At 72.7% G+C, this 20,528-nt stretch carries 16 protein-coding genes and 3 pseudogenes; 18 read left to right on the top strand and 1 reads right to left on the bottom strand.

The features are described from left to right. Positions 1-378: 378 nt before the first annotated feature. The 4 genes and pseudogenes from cas6e to AMIR_RS13265 form a co-directional block, all read left to right on the top strand. On the top strand, positions 379-1,071 hold the full coding sequence (gene cas6e, locus AMIR_RS13250) for a type I-E CRISPR-associated protein Cas6/Cse3/CasE (protein ID WP_015801476.1): 693 nt from the start codon (positions 379-381) through the stop codon (positions 1,069-1,071). A 1,201-nt stretch (positions 1,072-2,272) separates the two neighbouring features. After that, positions 2,273-2,359: pseudogene (locus tag AMIR_RS41770) on the top strand (hypothetical protein); the annotation flags it as partial. Between the two features lie 233 nt (positions 2,360-2,592). Next, positions 2,593-3,138: an ABC transporter permease family protein gene (locus AMIR_RS41775; RefSeq protein WP_015801478.1), complete on the top strand. Its 546-nt coding sequence runs from the start codon at positions 2,593-2,595 to the stop codon at positions 3,136-3,138. Positions 3,139-3,160: 22 nt separating this feature from the next. Further along, positions 3,161-3,625 (top strand): annotated as a pseudogene (locus AMIR_RS13265) (phosphate ABC transporter ATP-binding protein); the annotation flags it as partial. Between the two features lie 224 nt (positions 3,626-3,849). Here AMIR_RS13265 and AMIR_RS13270 read toward each other — a convergent pair. Beyond that, the gene (locus AMIR_RS13270; RefSeq protein ID WP_015801480.1) at positions 3,850-4,359 is read right to left on the bottom strand and encodes a hypothetical protein; all 510 of its coding nucleotides are present in this window, start codon (positions 4,357-4,359) and stop codon (positions 3,850-3,852) included. 91 nt (positions 4,360-4,450) lie between these two features. Between AMIR_RS13270 and AMIR_RS13275 the strand changes: the two genes are divergently transcribed. The 14 genes and pseudogenes from AMIR_RS13275 (at position 4,451) to AMIR_RS35620 (ending at position 20,022) form a co-directional block, all read left to right on the top strand. Further along, positions 4,451-5,116 (top strand): hypothetical protein, encoded by a 666-nt coding sequence (locus tag AMIR_RS13275; RefSeq protein WP_015801481.1) that lies wholly within the window; start codon positions 4,451-4,453, stop codon positions 5,114-5,116. 464 nt (positions 5,117-5,580) lie between these two features. Then, a complete protein-coding gene (locus AMIR_RS13280; RefSeq protein WP_015801482.1) occupies positions 5,581-6,567 on the top strand; it encodes an FAD-dependent oxidoreductase in 987 nt (328 codons plus the stop codon). Between the two features lie 472 nt (positions 6,568-7,039). Continuing rightward, complete coding sequence (locus AMIR_RS13285) at positions 7,040-7,279, top strand: acyl carrier protein (RefSeq protein ID WP_015801483.1); 240 nt, start codon at positions 7,040-7,042, stop codon at positions 7,277-7,279. A 108-nt stretch (positions 7,280-7,387) separates the two neighbouring features. After that, positions 7,388-8,734, top strand: a complete 1,347-nt coding sequence (locus AMIR_RS13290) for a lysine N(6)-hydroxylase/L-ornithine N(5)-oxygenase family protein (protein WP_015801484.1) — start codon at positions 7,388-7,390, stop codon at positions 8,732-8,734. A 40-nt stretch (positions 8,735-8,774) separates the two neighbouring features. Beyond that, complete coding sequence (locus tag AMIR_RS13295) at positions 8,775-9,140, top strand: cupin domain-containing protein (RefSeq protein ID WP_041837731.1); 366 nt, start codon at positions 8,775-8,777, stop codon at positions 9,138-9,140. Then, a complete protein-coding gene (locus AMIR_RS13300) occupies positions 9,137-10,765 on the top strand; it encodes a class I tRNA ligase family protein (RefSeq protein ID WP_015801486.1) in 1,629 nt (542 codons plus the stop codon). The genes AMIR_RS13295 and AMIR_RS13300 overlap by 4 nt, the downstream gene beginning before the upstream one ends. A gap of 9 nt (positions 10,766-10,774) precedes the next feature. Then, positions 10,775-12,016, top strand: coding sequence for an ATP-grasp domain-containing protein (locus tag AMIR_RS13305; RefSeq protein ID WP_015801487.1), 1,242 nt, complete (start codon positions 10,775-10,777; stop codon positions 12,014-12,016). Positions 12,017-12,076: 60 nt separating this feature from the next. Beyond that, positions 12,077-12,940 (top strand): annotated as a pseudogene (gene ddaH, locus AMIR_RS13310) (dimethylargininase); the annotation flags it as partial. Continuing rightward, on the top strand, positions 12,937-13,299 hold the full coding sequence (locus AMIR_RS13315) for an avidin-fold protein (RefSeq protein WP_015801489.1): 363 nt from the start codon (positions 12,937-12,939) through the stop codon (positions 13,297-13,299). The pseudogene ddaH and the gene AMIR_RS13315, both read left to right, overlap by 4 nt. A gap of 143 nt (positions 13,300-13,442) precedes the next feature. Next, on the top strand, positions 13,443-15,296 hold the full coding sequence (locus tag AMIR_RS13320; RefSeq protein WP_015801490.1) for an ABC transporter substrate-binding protein: 1,854 nt from the start codon (positions 13,443-13,445) through the stop codon (positions 15,294-15,296). Then, positions 15,293-16,600, top strand: coding sequence for a cation:proton antiporter (locus AMIR_RS13325; protein ID WP_015801491.1), 1,308 nt, complete (start codon positions 15,293-15,295; stop codon positions 16,598-16,600). Before AMIR_RS13320 ends, AMIR_RS13325 begins: the two co-directional genes overlap by 4 nt. A 119-nt stretch (positions 16,601-16,719) precedes the next feature. Then, on the top strand, positions 16,720-17,967 hold the full coding sequence (locus tag AMIR_RS13330) for an ATP-grasp domain-containing protein (protein ID WP_015801492.1): 1,248 nt from the start codon (positions 16,720-16,722) through the stop codon (positions 17,965-17,967). Positions 17,968-18,087: 120 nt separating this feature from the next. Further along, the gene (locus tag AMIR_RS13335) at positions 18,088-19,395 is read left to right on the top strand and encodes an MFS transporter (protein WP_015801493.1); all 1,308 of its coding nucleotides are present in this window, start codon (positions 18,088-18,090) and stop codon (positions 19,393-19,395) included. Positions 19,396-19,521: 126 nt separating this feature from the next. Beyond that, positions 19,522-20,022 (top strand): HtaA domain-containing protein, encoded by a 501-nt coding sequence (locus AMIR_RS35620; RefSeq protein ID WP_015801494.1) that lies wholly within the window; start codon positions 19,522-19,524, stop codon positions 20,020-20,022. Positions 20,023-20,528 lie beyond the last annotated feature (506 nt).

Consider the following 20,528-nt stretch of genomic DNA (forward strand, 5'->3'; position numbering starts at 1 on the left):
GGCGGGGCGCGGTGGTGTTCCCGCTGGTCGGGGCGGTGCCTGTCGGCCGTGGTCGGTCCGGCCCGCGCGCCGGGTCCCCGAGCGGTCGCGATGCGCGCCGCTTATCCATTCCCGATTTATCCGACGCCCGCTCCGGAATGATCCTCGCGGTTCCCGCCCCGCACTCCCGCGCGCCCCTGGCCGCGCCGATCGGCGATGCGCACGCCCCTCGCGGGGCGCTTTCCGCCGACGTCCCCGCCGCGCCCGCGCGCCGCCGGTCCCCGTGCCGCCCGTGCCGTGCCGCCCCATGCTTCCCACCCCGTGCCGCCCGACCCCGCGCCGTCCGCGCGGGGCGGTTCGCGCTGTCCGAACAGATGACCGAGGAAGGTTGATCGCGCGGTGTTCCTGACCAAGTTGACCGTCGACGTGCGCTCCCGCGAGTTCCGCCGGGACCTGGCGAACCTGCACGAGATGCACCGCACTGTCATGTCCGGTTACCCGAGGGTCGAGGACGGCTCGCCCGCCAGGCAGACCCACGGGGTGCTGTGGCGGCTCGACGCCACGCCCGCCGGGTACACCCAGTACGTGCAGAGCCTGACCCGGCCGGACTGGACCGGGTTACCCGAGACCCTGCTGACCTCGCCCGCCGAGGTGCGCTCGCTCGACCCGCTGCTCGACGCCATCGAGCCCGGCCGGGTGCTGGCGTTCCGGCTGCTGGCCAACGCCACCAAGGACAGCGTGCCCGCCGAGCCCGGTGGGCGCGGGCTGCGGGTGGCGCACCGCACGCCCGAGGCGCAGGTGTCGTGGTTGGCGCGCAAGGGGCAGCGGCACGGGTTCGCGCTGCGCGACCGGCCCGACGGGGTGCCGGACGTGACGCTGTGGTCCGCGCCCCGGATGACCGGGCGCAAGAAGGCCGGGCGGCCGATCACCGTGGACGCGGTGCGGTTCGACGGGCACCTCGTGGTCACCGACGCGGACGAGCTGCGGGAGGCGGTCGGCAGCGGCATCGGGCGGGCCAAGGCGTACGGGTGCGGGATGCTCTCGCTCGCCAGGGCGCGGATCGACCTGGGCGAGGTCGCCGAGGTCGCCTAGCGGCGACCGCGCCGCTGCGGTCCTGGGAATGCCCGCGCGCGGGGGCAACGGTGAAAAAACTTCCCCGGATCGGCGCGGTCTCGGGCGGTACGTCCTTTTCGCTCAGCGGGGGAGCCCGTTCGACGCACGGCGCGCGAAAAGGGCGGCGATCCGGTGCAGGCAGTCGACCTCGGGTCGCCGCCCCTTTCCCTTTGTCGAGCTGTCCCCCACGAACAGGACGGGCCCGATCAGGGCAGGCACGCTCCACGGGAACGACCTCGGGCCCAGGGTGTCCAGGCTGACCGCCCGCGCCGATCACCCGACGGCGCCGCCGCGTTCCGCTGATCCGCCGCCCGGCCCCGCCTCCCGCGCGAACGGTGGGCTCCGCTGAGCCGTGCGGTCCACAGTGGACCCAACGCCCCGCCCGCGTCCGCTCCCGTTAACCGACCGTGCGTGTGGCGCTCACCCGCAGGACCACGGCCTTGCCGTCCCGGCGTGAACGTCTCCCCCTGCTGAACGGGGACCGGCCCGGCGGGTTCCGTCCCCGGCCGCACCGGCTCGGGCAGCCGGTTACCGGGAGGGCGATCGTGACACGTTTCCAGTGCTACCGGACGGCGGAAAGCGGTATCCGGTGGCGGCTGACGGGGGGCGACAACCGGGTGCTCGGGGTGCGCGCGCCAGCACGACGGCCTCGCCGCCAACCGCTTCGGCACGCGCGCCGTCGACGCCGAGTTCGACCCCGAGCTCGCCCACCACCAGGCGGGCAAGCGCGGCAGGTCGAGCCGAGGCGGCTCCGACGTGTGGCGCCAATGTCCCGTTGGGTGAGCGTTCACCGCCGTCAGCCACCGTCTCGACTGCCGGGAGGGCGCGAGAAGCCCGCCCCGGAACCGCCGCCCGCAGGGGGAGAAGTCCCATGACGGCCGAAGTTGATCGGCCCCGTTCCACCGCGCCCGCGATCCCGCTCTCCGACCGGGTCTCCCGCGGCGCGGCCCGCGCCGAGTCGAACACCCTCCGCATCCTGTCGGCGGCGCTCGGCACGCTCCAGGTCGCGCTCGGCACGGCGCTCCACCTCACCGAGTACGCCCCGCTGCGCCTCAAGCGCACCCTGGTGGCGCTGCTCGACCTGACGGCCGCCGTGTGGGAGCGCACCGCCTACACCTCGTCCACGTTCATCCGCGGCGTGGTCGTCTCGACGATGGTCGTGCCGATCACCGCGTCGGTCATGCGCGAGGTGTTCTCCTCGGCGCCCCAGGGGGAGCGCGAGGCCGCGCTGGCGCTCGGCTCCACCCGCTGGGGCGTGATCCGCTCGGTGGTGCTGCCCTTCGGGCGCGGCGGGATCATCGGCGGCACGATGCTCGGCCTCGGCCGCGCGCCGCGGCGGGCGCGGGCACCGGCTCGCCGGCGCTGGTCTGGATCATCTGCCAGAACCTGCTGCCCACCTCGGGCCTGCTCGGCTTCGCCGCCTGCCGGTACCCGGCGTTCCTGCTGCCGCACGCCTCCGTCACCGCCCTGCGGCACCCCGCCGCGGCGGTCAAGGACCGGGTGGCCGCGGCCGTCGTGCACGCGCTCGCCGCGCTGCTCGGCGTCGGACTCCTGCTGGTGGTCGGCTACACCTTCTGGCGCGGCGCGGAAGCGCTGGGGCACACCAACTTCCTCACCGACGACCTCAGCGCCGCCGGACCGCTCGACCCGCTGGGGGAGGGCGGGGTGCTGCACGCCGTCGTCGGCACGCTCGTGCAGATCTCCAGCATGATGCTGCCCATCATCGCCCGCGCCTCCGAGGTGGTGCTGCGCGTGGCCCCCGACGGGCTGCGCGAGGCCAGCCTCGCCCTCGGCGCCTGCCGCCGAGACGAGCGCCGCGGCCACCACGGCCACCTTGATCAGGGTGGAGCGCATCGGGAATCTCCTTGTCCCTCAACGTTGTCCTGGCCCCGGTGGGGGCCGGCCGGAACTCTTCCCCGTCACCGGGAACACCACCACCACGGTCGTGGGAAGCTTGCGCTCTCGCGCCTCACCGGAGGGGTGAACGCCCCACCGACTCGTGCGCGGCCGTGCCGGGTGAACCGCGCCGACGATCCCCGCGCCTAGCCTCGCGCCCGTGACCGCCGTGATGGAACCCCCGCACCTGGCCGACCGCGCCGCGCTCGACGCGGTCGACGTGTCCGCCTGGTTCAGCGCGCGCAAGGTGCTCGACCGGGTCTCGCTGACCATGAACGCGGGCGAGGTGACCGCGCTGATCGGACCGTCGGGCTGCGGCAAGTCCACGTTCCTGCGCATCCTCAACCGGATGCACGAGCTGGTGCCCGACGCGGCCCTCGCGGGCGAGGTGCGGCTGGGCGGCGCCGACATCTACCGGCAGGGCGCCCGGATCACCGAGACGCGCCGCCGCACCGGCATGGTGTTCCAGAAGCCCAACCCGTTCCCGGCGATGTCGATCGCGGAGAACGCGACCACGGGGCTCAAGCTCACCGGCGCGAAGGTCGGGCGCGGGGAGCGGGAGGCGCTGGTGGAGGAGTGCCTGACGAAAGCGGGGCTGTGGAAGGAGGTCAAGGACCGGCTGCGGCGGCCCGGAGGGGGCCGGGGCACGTGGTGGAGCAGGGCGACACGGACGCGGTGCTCCACCGGCCGCAGGATCCGCGGACTTCGGATTACGTGAACGGGCGGTTCGGCTGAGGGGTATGGGGCGGGCAGGGGCAGGCGCGGTGCTGGCGGCGGCACGGGGCCTGGCCGCGCCGGTGTCGACGCGAGGCTGAGCGGCGCGGGATTCCCGGTCGTGGGCCCGCGCCGCCCGGCCCGTGCTCAGACCGCGCCCGCGAACCGGTCGTCCAGGTAGGCGCGCGTCGCGGCCTCGTCGCGGGGCGACTTCAGGTACTCGATCCACGCCCGCTGCTCGTGCAGCACCGCCCCCATCTCCCACACGCACACCACCTGCAGGTGCCTGCCCTGCTCCACGCGCTCGAACGAGTCCTGCCGCGCGGCGTCCCTGGCGTAGACGGACAGCCACATCTCGTTGTTGTTGCGCCAGGTGCAGGCGATCAGGAAGTGGAACGCCTCGCCGCACAGGTGGTGCACGACGAAGCCCAGGTCTCCGGAGAGGTCGAGATCGCGGTCGGCGACCCGTGCTAACAGGAACTCGTGGGCCTCGGCGCGCAGCGCGTCCGGGACGGTCGCGTCGGACTTGCGCACCTCGTACCACTTCAGGTGCGCGTCGGGCAGCACCAGGTCGTGGTCCGGGAGCGGCACGACCTCCTTCGGGTAGTGCCGGTACTCGGGGGCGACGCTGGTGAACCGGGTCAGGTGCTGGGTCATGCCCGGATACTAGGGCCGAACGCCCGGTTCCGAGCGCGCTCTCGCGGCGGAACCCCGGAGGGACCGCGCGATCGGGGCTACCCTGCCGCCCGTGACCCCCACCCTCGCCGCGCTGCGCGCCTCCACCCTCGCCTTCTCCCCGCTGCCCGACCAGCCCGACCCGTCCTGGCGCGTCCTGGAAGCGGCCACCTCCCCCGCGATCGACCTCGCCCTGCCCGCGCACCGCGACGCCGCGCACGCCTGGCTCAACGCCTGGGGCTGCCGCATCCGCAAGCCCCGCCCCGGCGAGCCGGGGGTGTTCGACGCGGCGATCGCCGACTGGTGGGACGGGTGGTCCGCCGAGCTGCCCGCGCCCGACGCCTGGCTCGTCGACCTGGCCGACGACCGGCTCGACGCGTTAGCCGCCTGCTTCACCGCGCTCGCCGCGTCCCCCGCCGCGCCCACCAGGACGCTCGGCCCGACCGCCGCGTCCAAGCTGCTGTTCGCCTTGCGCCCCAAGGCGCTCATGCCCTGGGACAACCTGATCGCCCAGGGCCTGCACGGCGCCCGCGACGGCCGCGCCTACCGCGCGCACCTGGCCACCGGCCGGGAGTGGGCGCGCGCCGTCCTCGCCGAGGCCGCCGCCGAGGCCGCCGAGGCGGTCGCCGAACCCGCGCTGGTCGCCGGGCTCGGCCGCACCGGCTGGTCGCTCGCCAAGGTGCTCGACGAGTACTGCTACCTCGTCCACACCAGGGGCTGGGTCCCGCCCGCCGGGTGACCCGCCGAACCCGCCGGGGAGGAGGGATCCACCGCGCATTCTCCCCGGCTGCCGGGGGTGGCCCAGGCGCGGTCGAAACGGACAAAAGCCGCCCTGTCGAAACGTTTTCGGCTGCTGTGATCCGCGTGTCGACGCCCTTGCTGAAATCGATTCAGAGGGGTCGCCCGCGATCGCGTCCGGTCTGTGAAGTCCGCGCGAGCCCCGGCGTGTCGCCGCTGATCACGAGGGGCGATAGGGGAGGACCGCTGTGCCGGGGGCCTGAGCGCGGATACTCCTGTCGGCTCAACTGCCCAGCACCCCATAGGGGTTCCTTGTGGGGGTGCAAACATTGTTCGCAGTCCCCATTGACTCCCTTCCTGCGACCCCTACTATCCCTCCTGACCAGCTAGGGGGAATCCAATGCGGAATCGGACTTGCGGGGGACCTGGAGCCGAGGGCGCGCGCCGCGCCGCCGAGGTGCTCAGATGAAGGTCGGTGTGGTCGGCGGGGGCATCGCGGGCGCGCTGCTCGCGTTGAGGTTGCGCCGCGAGCACGGCGCCGAGGTCGAGGTGTTCACCCTCGGACCATCCACTCCGGACGCCTCGGGCGTGTCCGGCGGGCTGGTGCGGGGCTACGAGCGCGACCCGGCCGCGTCCCGGCTCGCCGCGCTCGGCCTGGCCGAGCTGCGCGACAGCCCCGAGCTGCTGGAGTGGACCGGCTACCGGGAGACCGGCTCGGTCTACCTGCTGCCCCCGGACGCCGGACCGCCCGACCTGACCGCCGTGCGCGAGCTGCTGCCCGGTTCCGCCGAGGTCGTGGACGCCGCCGAGGCGGCCCGCCGCTACGGGTTCGCGGGCGGCGACGGGGCCACCGCCGTCGTGGAGCGCCACGCCGGGTTCCTGTCACCGGCCGGGCTGCGCGAGCGCGCGCTGGACTGGCTGGCCCGGAACGGCGCGACCGTGCGCGAGAGCAGGGTCGAGCGCGTCGGGGCGGACACCGTCACGGCGGGCGGGACCGGGCGCCGGTACGACGCCGTCGTCGTCGCGGCGGGCGCCTGGACCGGCAGGCTCGCGCCGGGGGAGTGGCGCACCAAGCAGATCCAGTTCGGCGTCTACCGCGTCGAGCTGCCCGGACTCGCGGTCTTCGTCGACGACGTCACCGGCCTGTTCGGCAGGCCGTGGGCGCAGGGGGAGTTCCTGCTGGGCCTGGGCTGCGACCGCTGGGACGTCGACCCCGAGCGGGTCGAGGTCGACACCGCCCACGCCGAGGACGTCACCGCCGCCGTCCTGCGCCGGTTCGGCGTCCGCCCGGAACCGGTGCGCGCCGTGGCCTCCTGCGACGGCTACGGGCCGCCGGGCGGGCTGAGGCTGCGCGTCGAGGGCGGGGTGCGCACCTTCGCCGGTGGCAGCGGCGGATCGGTCAAGACCGTGCTGGCCGCCAGCCGGGTGGCCGCGCGGCAGCTCGCCGCGTGACCGGGCGCAGCACCTGAATCCTCTGTAGACCGCACTCGATCCCGAGTGGACTGAAAGCGCGATCGGGTCTCTCCCGGTCGGTCGCCGGATCCGCCGTCCCGCGCGATGGGCAGTTCTCCCACCTGCGCGGATCTGTTGAAAAACCCTTCGGACAACCCGTTGCGGCGATGCCGCGCGCCCTGATCCGGCGCGCCCGTCACCGCTCCGGGTGGCTGCCGCGCGCCCGCTTCCCGGCCGCTCCCGACCTATCGGGGGCATAGGGAATTCCTGTTGGCGGGCAACGGTTTGCGGTGAATACTCGGGTTCTCCCCGCTCCGGCCGCACCGGCCGCGCGGGGCTGGGGATGACGTACCGGTCGCACGATCTTCTTGCCGCACAAGCACTTACGCCGTGCTCGTGGCCGCGCTCGTGGCCGAGCCCGCGCCGTGCCGCCGACCGGGAACAAGGTGAAGGAAGGGAACGGGGTCCTCGGATGAGCGAGGTTGCCGAAGCCGTGCTGGAGATCCTCAGCGACGTGCTGGAGGTGAGCCGGGGCGAGCTGCGCGCCACGCCCGTGCTCGCCGCGCACGAGTGGGACAGCACCAGCTCGCTGGACGCGCTGTCCCAGCTGGAGACCGGGCTGGGGGTGCGCGTGGACCTGCGCGCCTTCCACGCGGCCAGGACCGTCGCCGACGTGGTCGACCTGGTCAGCCCGCAGTTCGAACCGGTCTGACCGGGGCGGCCCCGCACCAGGGGCGGTCCGCACCACCCCGCCGCCGTCGCGGCGGGTCGACGAGGGCGGCGGTCCTACCGCCACCGCCCACCGAAGATGGGAGAACCCGTGGAGCACCAGGAAGTCGAGCTGCTGGCGATCGGCGCCGGACCCGCGAACCTCGCGCTCGCCGTGGCGCTGGAGGAGCTCGCGCCCGAGATCGCCGCGAACACCACCATCGTCGAGCAGCACGACACCGTGGCCTGGCAGCGCGGGATGCTGCTGCCCTGGTCGCAGAGCCAGGTGTCGTTCCTCAAGGACCTGGTCACCCTGCGCAACCCGCGCAGCGAGTTCTCGTTCCTGAACTTCCTGCACGCCAACGGCAGGCTGGACGAGTTCATCAACCTCGGCACGTTCACCCCGTACCGCAGGGAGATCTCCGACTACCTGTCCTGGGTCGCCGCCTCCCTCAAGTCGGTGCGCGTGCTGCACGGCCGCAAGGTGGTGGCGGTCGAGCCGCGCGCCGAGGTCGGCGGCGAGGTCACCTCGTGGCTGGTGCGCTTCTCCGACGGCTCCACCACCGGCGCCCGCTCGCTGGTCTTCGGCACCGGCCGCGACCCGCACGTGCCCACCGAGTTCCTCGGCCTGCCGCAGGAGAAGGTCGCGCACAGCATCGAGTTCGCCCAGCGCCTCAAGCAGCTCGACCCGGCCACCACCAAGCGCGTCGTGGTCGTCGGCGGCGCGCAGTCCGCCGCCGAGATGTTCTGGGAGTCGCACCAGGCGCTGCCCGGCGCCGAGGTGACCATGGTGATGCGCTCCATCGGCCTCAACGGCTACGAGAGCAGCAAGTTCACCAACGAGCTGTTCTACCCCTCGTTCGTCGACACCTTCAACAGCGCCCTCCCGGACGCCCGCGAGCAGCTGCTGCGCGAGATGCACCGCACCAACTACGGCGGCCTCTCGCCCGCCACGCTGGAGAACCTCTACCGCACCATCTACCTGGAGAAGCTCAGCGGCGACCAGCGGATGTCCGTCATCACCATGGTCGAGGTCGCCGACGCCCGCTCCGAGGGCGACGAGGTCGTGCTGACCCTGGTGGACCGCAAGGACGGCTCCCGCACCGAGCTGCGCTGCGACGTGGTGCTGCTGGGCACCGGCTACAGCCAGAAGATGCCGCTGGTGACCAGGAACCTGGCCGCCTCGGTCGGCGCGGACGACTTCACCGTCACCCGCAACTACCGGGTCACCCTCCCCGCCCACGTGACCGCCCGCGTCTACCTGCAGGGCGTCAACGAGGCCACGCACGGCATCGCGGACTCGCTGATCAGCGTGCTCGCCATCCGCTCCAGCGAGATCGTCGCCGACCTGCGCGCCGACGACCGCCCGGCGCACACCCCGGCCCAGGCCCCCGCGCAGCCCCCCGCGCAGGCCCCGGCCCGCACGCAGCCCGAGCTGCTCGACGTCGTCCGCTCCTGACCCCCCACCCGCCACCGCCTGGAAGGCACGCACCGACATGATGGAGTTGCGGAAGTTAGACCGGGACAACCTCAAGCAGGACAACGGGCTCGTCGCCCAGCGCCTGGTCCCGTGGGCGCTGCTGAACGCCCCCTTCGAGGGTTCCTGGTGCGTGGTGCGCCCCGGTGCCGAGTCCGGCGCGCACGGCCACCACGAGTACGAGATCTGGGTCGCCATGACCGGCAAGGCCCAGATCATCACCGCCGAGGGCACCACCGACTTCGTCGCCGGTGACGTCGTGCACTTCACCCCGCACGAGGAGCACCAGGTGGTGAACCGGGGCGAGGAGGACTTCCAGTTCTACTCGATCTGGTGGGACGCCGAGCTGTCCGGCAAGTTCACCGCCAGGCACCAGGAGAGCCGGTGACCACCGCGCGGCCCGCCGTCGTCATCGCGGCCACGCCCACCTCCAACGGCGACCTGCACGTCGGGCACCTCGCGGGCCCGTACCTGTCCGCCGACGTGTACGCCCGCTACCTCAAGGCCACCGGCCGCCCCGTGGTCTACACGACCTGCACGGACGACAGCCAGAGCTACGTGGTGTCCACCGCGCACCGCAGGGGCCTGGCCCCCGAGGAGCTGGTGCGCACCTCGACCGAGCAGATCAGCCGCTCGCTCGCCGCCGCGGGCACCCTCGTCCCCGGCCTGCCGCCGATCGACGAGCGCTACCGCCGCACCGTGCTCGACTACCTCCTCGAACTGCACGCCGCGGGCCGCTTCCAGCCGCGCACCGTGCGCCTGCCCTACGCCAAGAACGCGGGCGTGTTCCTGTACGACGGCCTGGTCAGCGGCACCTGCCCGGTGTGCCTGTCCGGCAGTTGCGGCGGCGCCTGCGAGAACTGCGGGCACCCCAACAACTTCGACGAGCTGATCGACCCGAAGTACACGATCGACCCGAGCGACCCGGTGGTCTACCGGGAGCAGCGCATCCTCGTGCTGCCGCTGGAGGAGTACCGCGAGCGCCTCTCCTCCTACTACGCCTCGCGCACCCCGCGCTGGCGCCCGCACGCCAAGCAACTCATCGGCGAGCTGCTGGCCCGCCCGCTGCCGGACGTGCCGGTCACCTTCCCCGGCTCCTGGGGCATCCCCGCCCCGTTCCCCGAGACCCCCGGCCAGATCGTCTACCCGTGGATCGAGGCCGTCCCCGCCGCGATGTACAGCACCTGGTGGGCGGCCACCGAGCAGGGCAACCCGCCCGGCGCCGCCGACGAGCTGTGGCGCGCCGAGAGCGGCGCGGAGCTGGTCTACTTCCACGGCTTCGACAACGTCTACCACTGGGGCCTGGTCGACCTGGTGATGCTGATGGCGCACGGCGACCGCTACACCACGCCGGACGCCAACGTCTGCAACGAGTTCTACGACCTGGAGGGCGAGAAGTTCTCCACCAGCCGGGGCCACCTCATCTGGGGCGCCGACCTGTTCGCCGAGGTGCCCAGGGACCTGGTGCGGTTCTACCTCGCGCTGACCGCGCCCGAGTTCCAGCGCACCAACTTCAGCCGCGAGCAGCTGCACTCGGTCACCACGCGCAGGCTCGTCGACCCGTGGAACTCCCTGGCGGACACCACCTCCCTGGTGCTGGGCGGGGTCGTCGACGGCACCGCGCTGCCCACCACCGAGGCCGGGCGCAGGCGCGCCGCCGCGATGGACGAGCGGTTCCGGCTCTGCTACGAGCTGCCGGGCTTCACCCTCGGCCGCGCCGCCGAGACCGCGATCACCCAGCTGGCCAGGCTGCGCGCGCTCGCCGAGACCGTGGACCCGGCCCGCAACGGCCACTCGCCCACCGCCCCCGGCGACCTGCTGCTGGAGGCCCGCACCCTGCTGGCGTGGACCGCGCCGATCCTGGTCGACACCGCCGAGCGCCTCACCGGCCTCGGCGTCGACCTCGCCCTCGGCGGCAGGCCCGCGACCGAGGTCCCGGCGTTCCGGTTCCCCCGGCTGCCCGCGACCGACTCGCCGACCCGGCCCACCACCCTGATCGACAGCGCCCGGTAGGAGGCCGCCGTGAAGCTGCTGACCGTCGAGACCCGCCAGTACCTCGACTACTACCACTCCCGCTACCGGCAGGTGCAGGACCTCGGCGTCGACCTGCACGTGCTCAACGGCGAGGGCACCGAGGACTTCTGGCCAGCCGACCGCTACCGCCTGGTCGGCTCCAAGGACATCGACAAGATGGTCGAGGTCGCCAGGGAGTGGCACGCCGCCGAGCACTTCGACGGCGTGATCACCTTCTCCGAGGCCGCGGTCGTGGCCGTCGCCGTCATCGCCGAGGCGCTGGGCCTGCCCACCATCGGCCGCGAGGCCGCCGTCAACAGCCGCAACAAGCTGCTGATGCGCCAGTCCCACCAGGCGGGCGGCGCGCCCATCCCCGGCTTCCGGCACGTCGAGAGCCTGGAGGAGGCGAAGGAGGCCGCGCGCGAGTTCGGGTTCCCCGTCATCGTCAAGCCCACCCTGGGCGCGGGCAGCCACTTCGTCTTCAAGTGCGACGACGAGGCCGAGCTGGCCGAGCACTACGCGCAGGCCGCCGAGGGCATCCGGGACCTGTTCTGGGCCAACTCCGAGGCCGACGGGATCGACCTGGGGCCCAACGCCCTGCTGGTCGAGTCGTTCCTGGACGGCAAGGAGTACCTGATGGAGGCCGTCGCCTGGGACGGCGAGGTCTACCTCGGGTCCGTGGTCGACCGGATCACCGCCGAGGGCGGCACGTTCGACGACGACGTGCACCACGCCCCCACCTCCATGTCGCCCCAGGACCTGGCGGCGGTGCACGCCGTGGTCAAGGCGGGCGCGCTCGCCCAGGGCCTGCGGCGCAGCGTCATGCACGCCGAGGTCCGCTTCCACCGGGGCGAGCCCTACCTGCTGGAGATCGCGGCGCGGGTCGGCGGCGGCGGGCTCGACATGATCGCCCGCGTCACCGCCGACCACGACCCGATCGCCGCCGTGGTGGACATCGCCGCGGGCAAGGCGCCGGACGTGCGGCACTTCCGGCCCACCGGCACCCACACCACCTCCATGTGCCTGATCTCCGGGGCAGGCGTGGTCAAGGAGGTCGTGGTGCCGCAGGAGGTCGCCGAGTCCGACCGGGTCTTCCTGCTCAAGATCACCGCCCGGCCCGGCGACGTGATCAAGCGCCCGCCGAACGGCAACACCATCCTCGGGTTCCTCGGCACCACCGGCGGCTCCGAGGCCGAGGCGTTCGCCACCATGGCCGACTTCGCCGAGCGCATCACCGTCGACTTCCAGTAGCCGCAACGGTTCCAGCCCACCACCGGTGCCTGCCCACCGGTTCCGGCCCACCGGCGCCGCCCGCACGCGGCGGCGCCGGACCGCCACGAGAGGACGCCGCCCATGCGCGTGGCCAGACCCAGGCACTACCTCATGTGCCGACCGGAGCACTTCGACGTCACCTACTCGATCAACCCGTGGATGCGCCCGGAGAAGCCCACCGACGCGGCCATCGCGGTCCTGCAGTGGGAGCGGTTGCGCAGCCTGTTCCTGGGGCTGGGCCACCGGGTCGAGCTGATCGACCCCCTGCCCGGCCTGCCCGACATGGTGTTCGCCGCCAACGGCGCCACCGTCGTCGACGGCCGGGTGCTGTCGGCCAGCTTCCGGCACGCCGAGCGCGTCCCCGAGGGACCGGCCTACCTGGCCTGGTTCCGCGAGCGCGGCTTCCCGTGCCACGAGGCCGAGTTCGTCAACGAGGGCGAGGGCGACTACCTCGTCGTCGGCCGCAGGGTGCTGGCGGGCAACGGGTTCCGCACCGACCCGCGCTCGCACGCCGAGGCCGCCTCCTGGTTCGGCCGCGAGGTCGTGCCGCTGGAGCTGGTCGACCCGCGCTACTACCACCTGGACACCGCGCTGGCCGCGCTGTCCGACGACGAGGTCGCCTACTACCCGGACGCGTTCTCCGCGTCCAGCAGGGCGGTGCTGCGCGAGCTGTACCCGGACGCGGTGCTCGCCGACGACCACGACGCCGAGGTGTTCGGGCTCAACGCGGTCTCGGACGGCAAGCACGTCGTGCTCGCCCAGGAGGCGCTCGGGCTGCACCGGGCGCTGGCCGAGCGCGGCTTCACCCCCATCGGGGTGGACCTGTCCGAGCTGCTGAAGGCGGGCGGGAGCGCCAAGTGCTGCACGTTGGAGCTGCGCGGGACGAGCGGGGGAGCGCGATGACCACCACGGAGAAGAACCGGATCGACTACGACGGCCGCAGGTTCTCCCCCGTCGCCGACGGCGCGCCCGAGGAGTCGCGGGTCGCCGTCTACCACCAGGACGGCGACCTGTTCTGGGGCGAGTTCCTCGGCGGCCGGGCCCGGCGCGGCACGCTGACCGGGACCGTGCTGCCCGACGGCAGGCTCGACTTCGCCTACTGCATGGTCCTGGAGGACAACCGGGTCGTCTCCGGCCACTGCACCAGCACGCCCCAGGTGCTGGCCGACGGCCGGGTCCGGCTCAACGAGGTCTGGGAGCGCTTCGGCGCCCACGCCGACCGGGGCACCTCGGTGATCGAGGAGATCGGGCCCCGCGCCTAGCGCACGGCCGCCGCCGGGACGTGGGGCCCGGCGGCGGCGCCGCACCGCCGAAGCACAGCACAGCAGCGCGCAGCACCGAACAGCGCGCAGCACCGAACAGCGCACAGCGCAGCGCGCCGAACGAGACGGGTGAGCACCGAGACATGACCACGGCACAGTCCGCCACCGACCTGGCCACGACCGACCCGACCGCCGCCGACCCGACCGCCGCACCCGCCGGGGACGTCCCCCGCAAGGGCGGGGTCGTCACCTGGGCCTGCGCGCCGGGCTTCCCGCCCGCCGTGATCTTCCCGTTCACGCCCGCCGAGCGCATGGGCACCCGCAACATCCTGGAGTTCCAGGCCCTGATGTACCGGACGCTGTACTACTTCGGCAGCGACGGCACCCCGAACGTCGACTACCACCAGAGCATCGGCGAGGAGCCGGTGTGGAGCGAGGACGGCCGCACCGCGCGCGTGCGCATCAAGCCGTGGAAGTGGTCCAACGGCGAGACCGTCTGCGCCGACAACGTGCTGTTCTGGGTGAACCTGATGAAGGTCAAGGGCCCCAGGTACGGCGAGTACGTCCCCGGCTACTTCCCGGACAACCTCACCGAGTACGGCAAGCTCGCCGACGACGAGGTGTTCTTCACCTTCGACAAGCCCTACTCCAAGCACTGGGTGCTGCACAACCAGCTCAGCACCATCACCCCGCTGCCCAAGGCGTGGGACCGCACCGCCGACGGCCCGGCCAACGCCTCCGGCGACCTCGCCGACGTCGAGGCCGTCTACGAGCACCTGATGGCCGAGCAGGGCGACATCATCAACGAGGGCAACGAGCACCGCACCAGGTGGGCCGACAGTCCCGTGTGGAGCGTCGTCTCGGGGCCGTGGCGGCTCAAGAGCTACACCCTCGAAGGCGTCGTCACCTTCGTCCCCAACGAGCACTACTCCGGCCCGAACAAGCCGCACCTGGACGAGTTCCGCCAGATCCCGACCTTCTCCGACGAGGAGCAGTACGAGGTCCTCAAGAAGGGCCCGGACGCCGAGGGCGGCTTCCAGGTCGGCTACCTGCCGCTCAGCTTCGCCACCGAGCCCGCCGTGGACCCGGTCGTCGGCGGCCCGAACCCGCTGGCCGAGCACTACACGATGCACCCGCAGACCGCGTTCTGCATCCGGTACATCTCGCTCAACTACAACAACCCCACCGTCGTCGGGAAGATGTTCGCCCAGACCTACCTGCGCCAGGCGCTGCAGAGCGTCCTGGACCAGGACACCGCCGTCCGCGACATCTACCAGGGCTACGCCTACCGGCAGAACGGCCCCGTCCCGATGTACCCGAGGACCGAGTACGTCTCCCCGCGCCAGCGCGAGGGCGCCTGGCCGCTCCCGTTCGACCCCAAGCACGCCAAGGAGCTGCTGGAGGCCAACGGCTGGGACACCAGCCGGACCCCTGCGGTGTGCGTGCGCGCCGGAACCGGACCGGGCGAGGCGGGGGAGGGCATCCCCGAGGGAACCGAGCTCACCCTGCTCATGCGCTACGTCGAAGGCAGGCCCGCGCTCACCAGGCTCATGGAGGGCTTCCGCGACGCCGCCGCCGAGGCGGGCATCGAGCTGCGCCTGCGCGAGATCTACGGCTCCGTCCTGGTCGCCGAGGACGCGCCGTGCGTGCCCACCGAGGAAACCCCCTGCCTGTGGGAGATGTGCTGCTGGAACGGCGGCTGGGCCTACCACCACCCGACCGGCGAGATCCTCTTCTCCACCGGCGCGGGCGGCAACTTCGGCTTCTACACCGACCCCGAGGCCGACGCGCTCATCGAGCGCACCGTCACCACCGACGACCTCGACGTCCTCTACGAGTACCAGGACTACATCGCCGAGCAGGTGCCGGTGATCTTCACGCCGAACTTCCCCATCCGGCTCTTCGAGGTCGCCAACAACCTCAGGGGCTTCGGGCCGATCAACCCCTACGGCATGATCAACCCGGAGAACTGGTACTACGCCGAGGACCCGGCGTGATCACCGCCGCGCCCCCGCCGCCGATCGCGGCCCACCCCATGCTGGTGCTGCTGCTCCAGCTGACGGTCCTGCTCGGCGTCGCCTTCACCCTCGGCCGCGCGTGCGCCCGCGTCAACCTGCCCGCCGTGGTCGGCGAGCTGGCGGCGGGCATCCTGCTCGGCCCGTCCCTGCTGGCGAACCTCGCGCCCGCCGTCTCCGACTGGCTCTTCCCCGCCAACGCCGAGCAGATCCACCTCCTGGACGCCGTCGGCCAGATCGGCGTGCTGCTGCTGGTCGGCTTCACCGGGATGCACATCGACACCAAGCTGATCCGCCGCACCGGCGCGAAGGCCGCGGGCGTCAGCGCGGGCGGCCTGTTCCTCCCGCTCGCGCTCGGCGTCGCGGTCGGCTTCGCGCTGCCCGCCTCCCTGATGGGCGAGAAGGCCGACCGGCCGGTGTTCGCGCTGTTCCTCGGCGTGGCCATGTGCGTGAGCGCCATCCCGGTCATCGCCAAGACCCTGCTGGAGATGAAGCTGCTGCACCGCGACATCGGCCAGCTCACCATCAGCGCCGCCGCCGTGGACGACGTCGTCGGCTGGTCGCTGCTGTCCATCGTCTCCGCCATGGCCACCACCGGCCTGCGTGGCGGGCACCTGCTGCTCACGTTCGGCAGCCTCGTCCTGGTGGCCGCCGTCGCCCTGCTCGTGGGCCGACCGCTGGTGCGCGCCGCCCTCACCCGCGCCGACCGCTCCGAGGACCCGGCCACCACCGTCGCCGTCGTCACCGTGCTGCTGCTCGCCTCCGCCGCGGGCACCCACGCGCTCGGCCTGGAGGCCATCCTCGGCGCGTTCGCCTGCGGCATCCTGCTCAGCTCGTCCGGCCTGCTGAACCGGGCGAAGCTGGCCCCGCTGCGCACGTTCACCATGGCGGTCCTCGCGCCGATCTTCTTCGCCACCGCCGGGCTGCGCATGGACCTCACGCTGCTCGCCGACCCCGCCGTGCTCCTGGCCGCGCTCGTGGTGCTGGCCATCGCCATCGCGGGCAAGTTCGTCGGCGCCTACGTCGGAGCCCGGCTCAGCAGGCTCGGCCACTGGGAAGGGCTCGCGCTGGGCGCGGGGCTGAACGCGCGCGGCGTCGTGGAGGTGATCGTCGCGATGGCCGGTCTGCGCCTCGGGGTGCTCACCACCGCCGGCTACACGATCGTCGTGCTGGTCGCCGTCGTCACCTCGCTCATGGCCCCGCCGACGCTGCGGTACGCCGTCCGGCGCATCGCGGTGACCGAGGAGGAGAACGAGCGGGAGAAGGTCTTCAGCGGCCACCCCTGATCGGCGCCGAGCACCACCGAGCACCACCTGACAGCACCGAGCACCACCGAGCACCACCGGTCGGCCCCTACCGGTCGACCTCCACCGCGCCGGAACCCCGCCGCCGAGACGAGGACACCATGACCGAACCCGACGACCCGCGCCCGCTGCTGATCCTGGTGGGCACCGGGATGCGCACCTACCGCGAGTACCTGCTCGGCCCGATCAGCGCCGAGTACCGCGTGCACCTGTTCCTCACCGCCGAGCCCACCTGGGAGCGCGAGCACGTCCACGGCTGGACCGTGCTGCCCAGCACCATGGACGGCCAGGCGCTGGCCACCGCCGCCAAGGAGGTCGCCACCACCGGACCCGTCGCGGGCGTGCTCTGCTGGGACGAGGCCCGCATCCACGCCGCCTCCTTCGCCGCCCAGGCCCTCGGCCTGCGCAACGGCGACCCCGACGTGGTGTGGGGCCTGCGCGACAAGGGCCGCACCCGCGCCGCGCTGGCCGAAGCCGGTGTGCCGCAACCGGGTTCGGTCCCGGTCAAGTCCGTCGAGGACGCCGTCGCCGCCGCCGACCGGCTCGGCTACCCGGCCATCCTCAAGCCGCGCGGCCTCGGCGCCAGCCTCGGCGTGATCAAGGTCGAGGACGCCGACCAGGTGCGCGCGAACTTCGCCTTCACCCTCGCCGCCGAGGGCCCGGAGCCGGTCGTGTTCGACACCGACCAGCCCGTGCTCGTGGAGGAGTTCGTCTCCGGCGAGGAGATCAGCGTCGACTCGGTCGTCGTGGACGGCGAGGTCACCCCGCTGTTCGTCGGCCGCAAGGTCGTCGGCTACCACCCGTACGCCGAGGAGGTCGGCCACTTCGTCTCGGCCGACGACCCGCTGCTCACCGACCCCGCGCTCGTCGACGCCCTGCGCCGCACCCACGAGGCGCTGCGCTTCACCGACGGCTTCACGCACTCCGAGTTCATGCTCACCGCCGACGGCCCGAAGGTCATCGAGGTCAACGGCAGGCTCGGCGGTGACATGATCCCCTACCTCGGCAAGGTCGCCACCGGCGTCGACCCCGGTCTCGCCGCCGCAGCCGCCGCCACCGGCCGCGTCCCCGACCTGACCCGCACCCGCTCCGGCGTCGCGGGCATCCGGTTCTTCTACGTCGAGCGGGAGGACACCACCATCGGCTCCCTCGGGTTCGACCAGGCCGCGCTCCCGCCCGACCTGCACCTCGCGGTCGTCGTCGCCCAGCCGGGCGCGGTGGTCTCCCCGCCGCCGAAGGGGACCGTCTGGGGGCGCGTCGGGTTCGCCGTCGCCCTCGGCGACACCCGCGAGGAGGTCGCCCGGCAGCTCGACGCCGCCGAGGCCGCCTTCTCGGTCACGCCCGCCTGACCGGCCGGGCCTGACCGGTCAAGCCGGTCAGGCCCGACCCGCACGACCAGCCCCACCGGTTCGACCAGCTCCACCAGTCCCGCCGACCCGCCCGTCCCGTCGCCTAGAAGTGATGACGCCATGACTACCGAGACCACTCCCGCCGAACCGAAGCCCGCCGGGATCTGGCAGACCTTCGTCGAAGCCCCCTTAGCGGTGAAAGCCGTGCTGGGCGGCGTCTTCGTCAACAAGGTCGGCGGGTTCCTCAACATCTTCCTCGTCCTGTTCCTGACCGCGCGCGGCTACACCGAGGCGCAGGCCGCCTCGGCGCTCGGCGCGTACGGCGTCGGCAGCGTCATCGGCGTCCTGATCGGCGGCGCGCTCGCCGACCGCCTGGGCGCGCGCAACGCCACCGTGCTCAGCATGGCCGGTTCGGCGATGCTGATCGGCTCGCTGCTGTACCTGCCGAACTACGGCTCGCTGATCGTCGCGATCGTCTTCGTGGCGGCCGTCAGCCAGGTCTACCGCCCGGCGTCGGCGACCCTGCTGTCCGAGCTCACCAGCGACGACCGGCAGGTCATGACCTTCGCCATGTACCGGTTCGGCCTGAACCTGGGCACCACGGCGGCCCCGCTGATCGGCTTCGGCCTGTTCCACCTCGGCGGCGAGAGCTACCACCTGCTGTTCTGGGGCGAGGCGCTGGTCGCGCTCGCCTACGCGCTGCTGGCCGCCGTGGCGCTGCCCACCAAGGCGCGCGAGCGCGAGCTGTCCGGCCGGGGCGGCGCGGACGAGGACGGCGCCGCGCCCACCGGCAGCTACCTGGAGCTGTTCAAGGACGGCCGGTACCTCTGCTACCTGCTCGGGATGTTCTTCAACTCCATCCTGTACGTGCAGTACATGTCCACGCTGCCGCTGGACGTCCAGTCGTCCGGGGTGCCGGTGTTCTGGTACACCCTGGCGGTCTCGCTCAACGGCGGCGCGGTGATCCTGCTGGAGCTGCTGGTCACCAAGAAGACCCAGCGCCTCAAGCCGCGCCTGGTCGTGCTCACCTCCTACTCGCTCGTCGCGGTCGGGTACGCGCTGTACGGCCTGCCGCTCGGCCCCGCCGTGATCGTCATCGGCACGCTGGTGTGGACGCTCGGCGAGATCATCGGCGGACCCGTGGTGTTCGCCTACCCCGGCATGGCCGGTCCCGCGCACCTCAAGAGCCGGTACATCGGCAGCTTCCAGTTCGTGTTCGGCCTCGGCTCGGCGATCGGCCCGGTGCTGGGCGGCATGCTGTTCCTGGGCATCGGGCGCGGCGTGTGGCCGGTGCTGGCCGGGTTCGGCCTGCTGGCCGCGCTGGTGGGCGCCTACGGCGTGAACGCGCGCAAGGCCGCCGACGACGCCCCCGCCGTGGTCGCCGATCCGGTGGAGCCGGTGCTGGTGGCCGAGGAGAAGAAGGGCTGAGCCCGCTCTCGGGGGCTCGCGCGGTGGTTCGGGGGTCCGTCCCGGTGACGCGGAACGGGCCCCCGGCGCGCGTCCGGGCGGCGTAGGGTCGGCTGGGCTGGTGGACTTTCGCGGCGGGAGGCAGTGGTGGCCGAGCAGGACGACGTGGTGGACGAGACCGGGGGACCGGGCCTGCGCTGGGCGATCAAGCGCAGCTTCGTCGACTACGTGCTGCGGATGCCCGACGGCCGCGCGGGCGCGGGCGAGGGCGCGCACCCCCTGGAGGGCGGCGAGATCCGTTACGAGGCCGGTGAGCCGCGCGAGGTGGACGGCGCGCTCGTGCTGCCCTTCCGGGGCGACGTGCGGTTCGCGGGCCACTTCGGCATGTTGTACGTGCGCATCGCCGATCCCGAGGTGACCATCCGGGACGGGAAGGCGGAGCTGACCATCGCCGACCCGTACCTGAAGTCCGAGGAGCGGACCAGGCTGGTCACGTTCACCGCCGTGCCGCTGGACGCCGGGCCCGGCGAGTCGGCCTGGAGCGCGAGCGACGTGGTGCTCGCGCCGGAGGGCGTCGAGCTGTTCAACGACGTGTACCAGGCCGGTGAGCCGTTCGAGCCGCTGGAGATCCGGGTCCCCGCGCCCTGACCCCGTTCCGGCGCGGGTGGGTCGACCCCGCGCCCCGTGGACCAGTCCCGTGGACGAGCCCCTGGGACGAGCTCTGCGGACGAGCCCCGGTGATCGGCGCCGCGTGATCGGCGCCCGTCACCGGGGTTTTCCCCTTTCTGACCCGTTCGGGCGATGCTGGTCCCCGTTCGCCGCGCCGATGCTCTCTGCGCGTGCACGGCTTTCACGTCGATTTCACAGAATTCGTTTCCGGGATCGTCGGTGCCCTTGTCCGTGCTGGTGACGGCTCGGGGACGGTGGGGCGCGCTGGTCGGCGTCCCGTTGTCCCGTAGGGGTTTCCGGCTGCGGAAAGCCCGCGCCCTTGATCCCCGCGGTCGCCGCTGACTGCTCCGCTCGGCGGTGCGCGCGCACCGCCGGACGTCGGTTTCGCGCTGTGGTCCACCGCGCGGGGAAATACCCAAACGACCTATTGCCGAATGTGCATCACACTGTCGAGTGAAAGGCATTCACGATCGGATGATCACCGC

The sequence above is a fragment of the Actinosynnema mirum DSM 43827 genome (genome assembly GCF_000023245.1).
Classification (GTDB): domain Bacteria; phylum Actinomycetota; class Actinomycetes; order Mycobacteriales; family Pseudonocardiaceae; genus Actinosynnema; species Actinosynnema mirum.

Coding starts and splice junctions, on each gene's coding strand:
- AMIR_RS13330 (WP_015801492.1), top strand. CDS start 16,720: ATGACCGAACCCGACGACCCGCGCCCGCTGCTGATCCTGGTGGGCACC.
- AMIR_RS13295 (WP_041837731.1), top strand. CDS start 8,775: ATGGAGTTGCGGAAGTTAGACCGGGACAACCTCAAGCAGGACAACGGG.
- AMIR_RS13335 (WP_015801493.1), top strand. CDS start 18,088: ATGACTACCGAGACCACTCCCGCCGAACCGAAGCCCGCCGGGATCTGG.
- AMIR_RS13315 (WP_015801489.1), top strand. CDS start 12,937: ATGACCACCACGGAGAAGAACCGGATCGACTACGACGGCCGCAGGTTC.
- AMIR_RS13285 (WP_015801483.1), top strand. CDS start 7,040: ATGAGCGAGGTTGCCGAAGCCGTGCTGGAGATCCTCAGCGACGTGCTG.
- AMIR_RS13280 (WP_015801482.1), top strand. CDS start 5,581: ATGAAGGTCGGTGTGGTCGGCGGGGGCATCGCGGGCGCGCTGCTCGCG.
- AMIR_RS13320 (WP_015801490.1), top strand. CDS start 13,443: ATGACCACGGCACAGTCCGCCACCGACCTGGCCACGACCGACCCGACC.
- AMIR_RS13270 (WP_015801480.1), bottom strand. CDS start 4,359: ATGACCCAGCACCTGACCCGGTTCACCAGCGTCGCCCCCGAGTACCGG.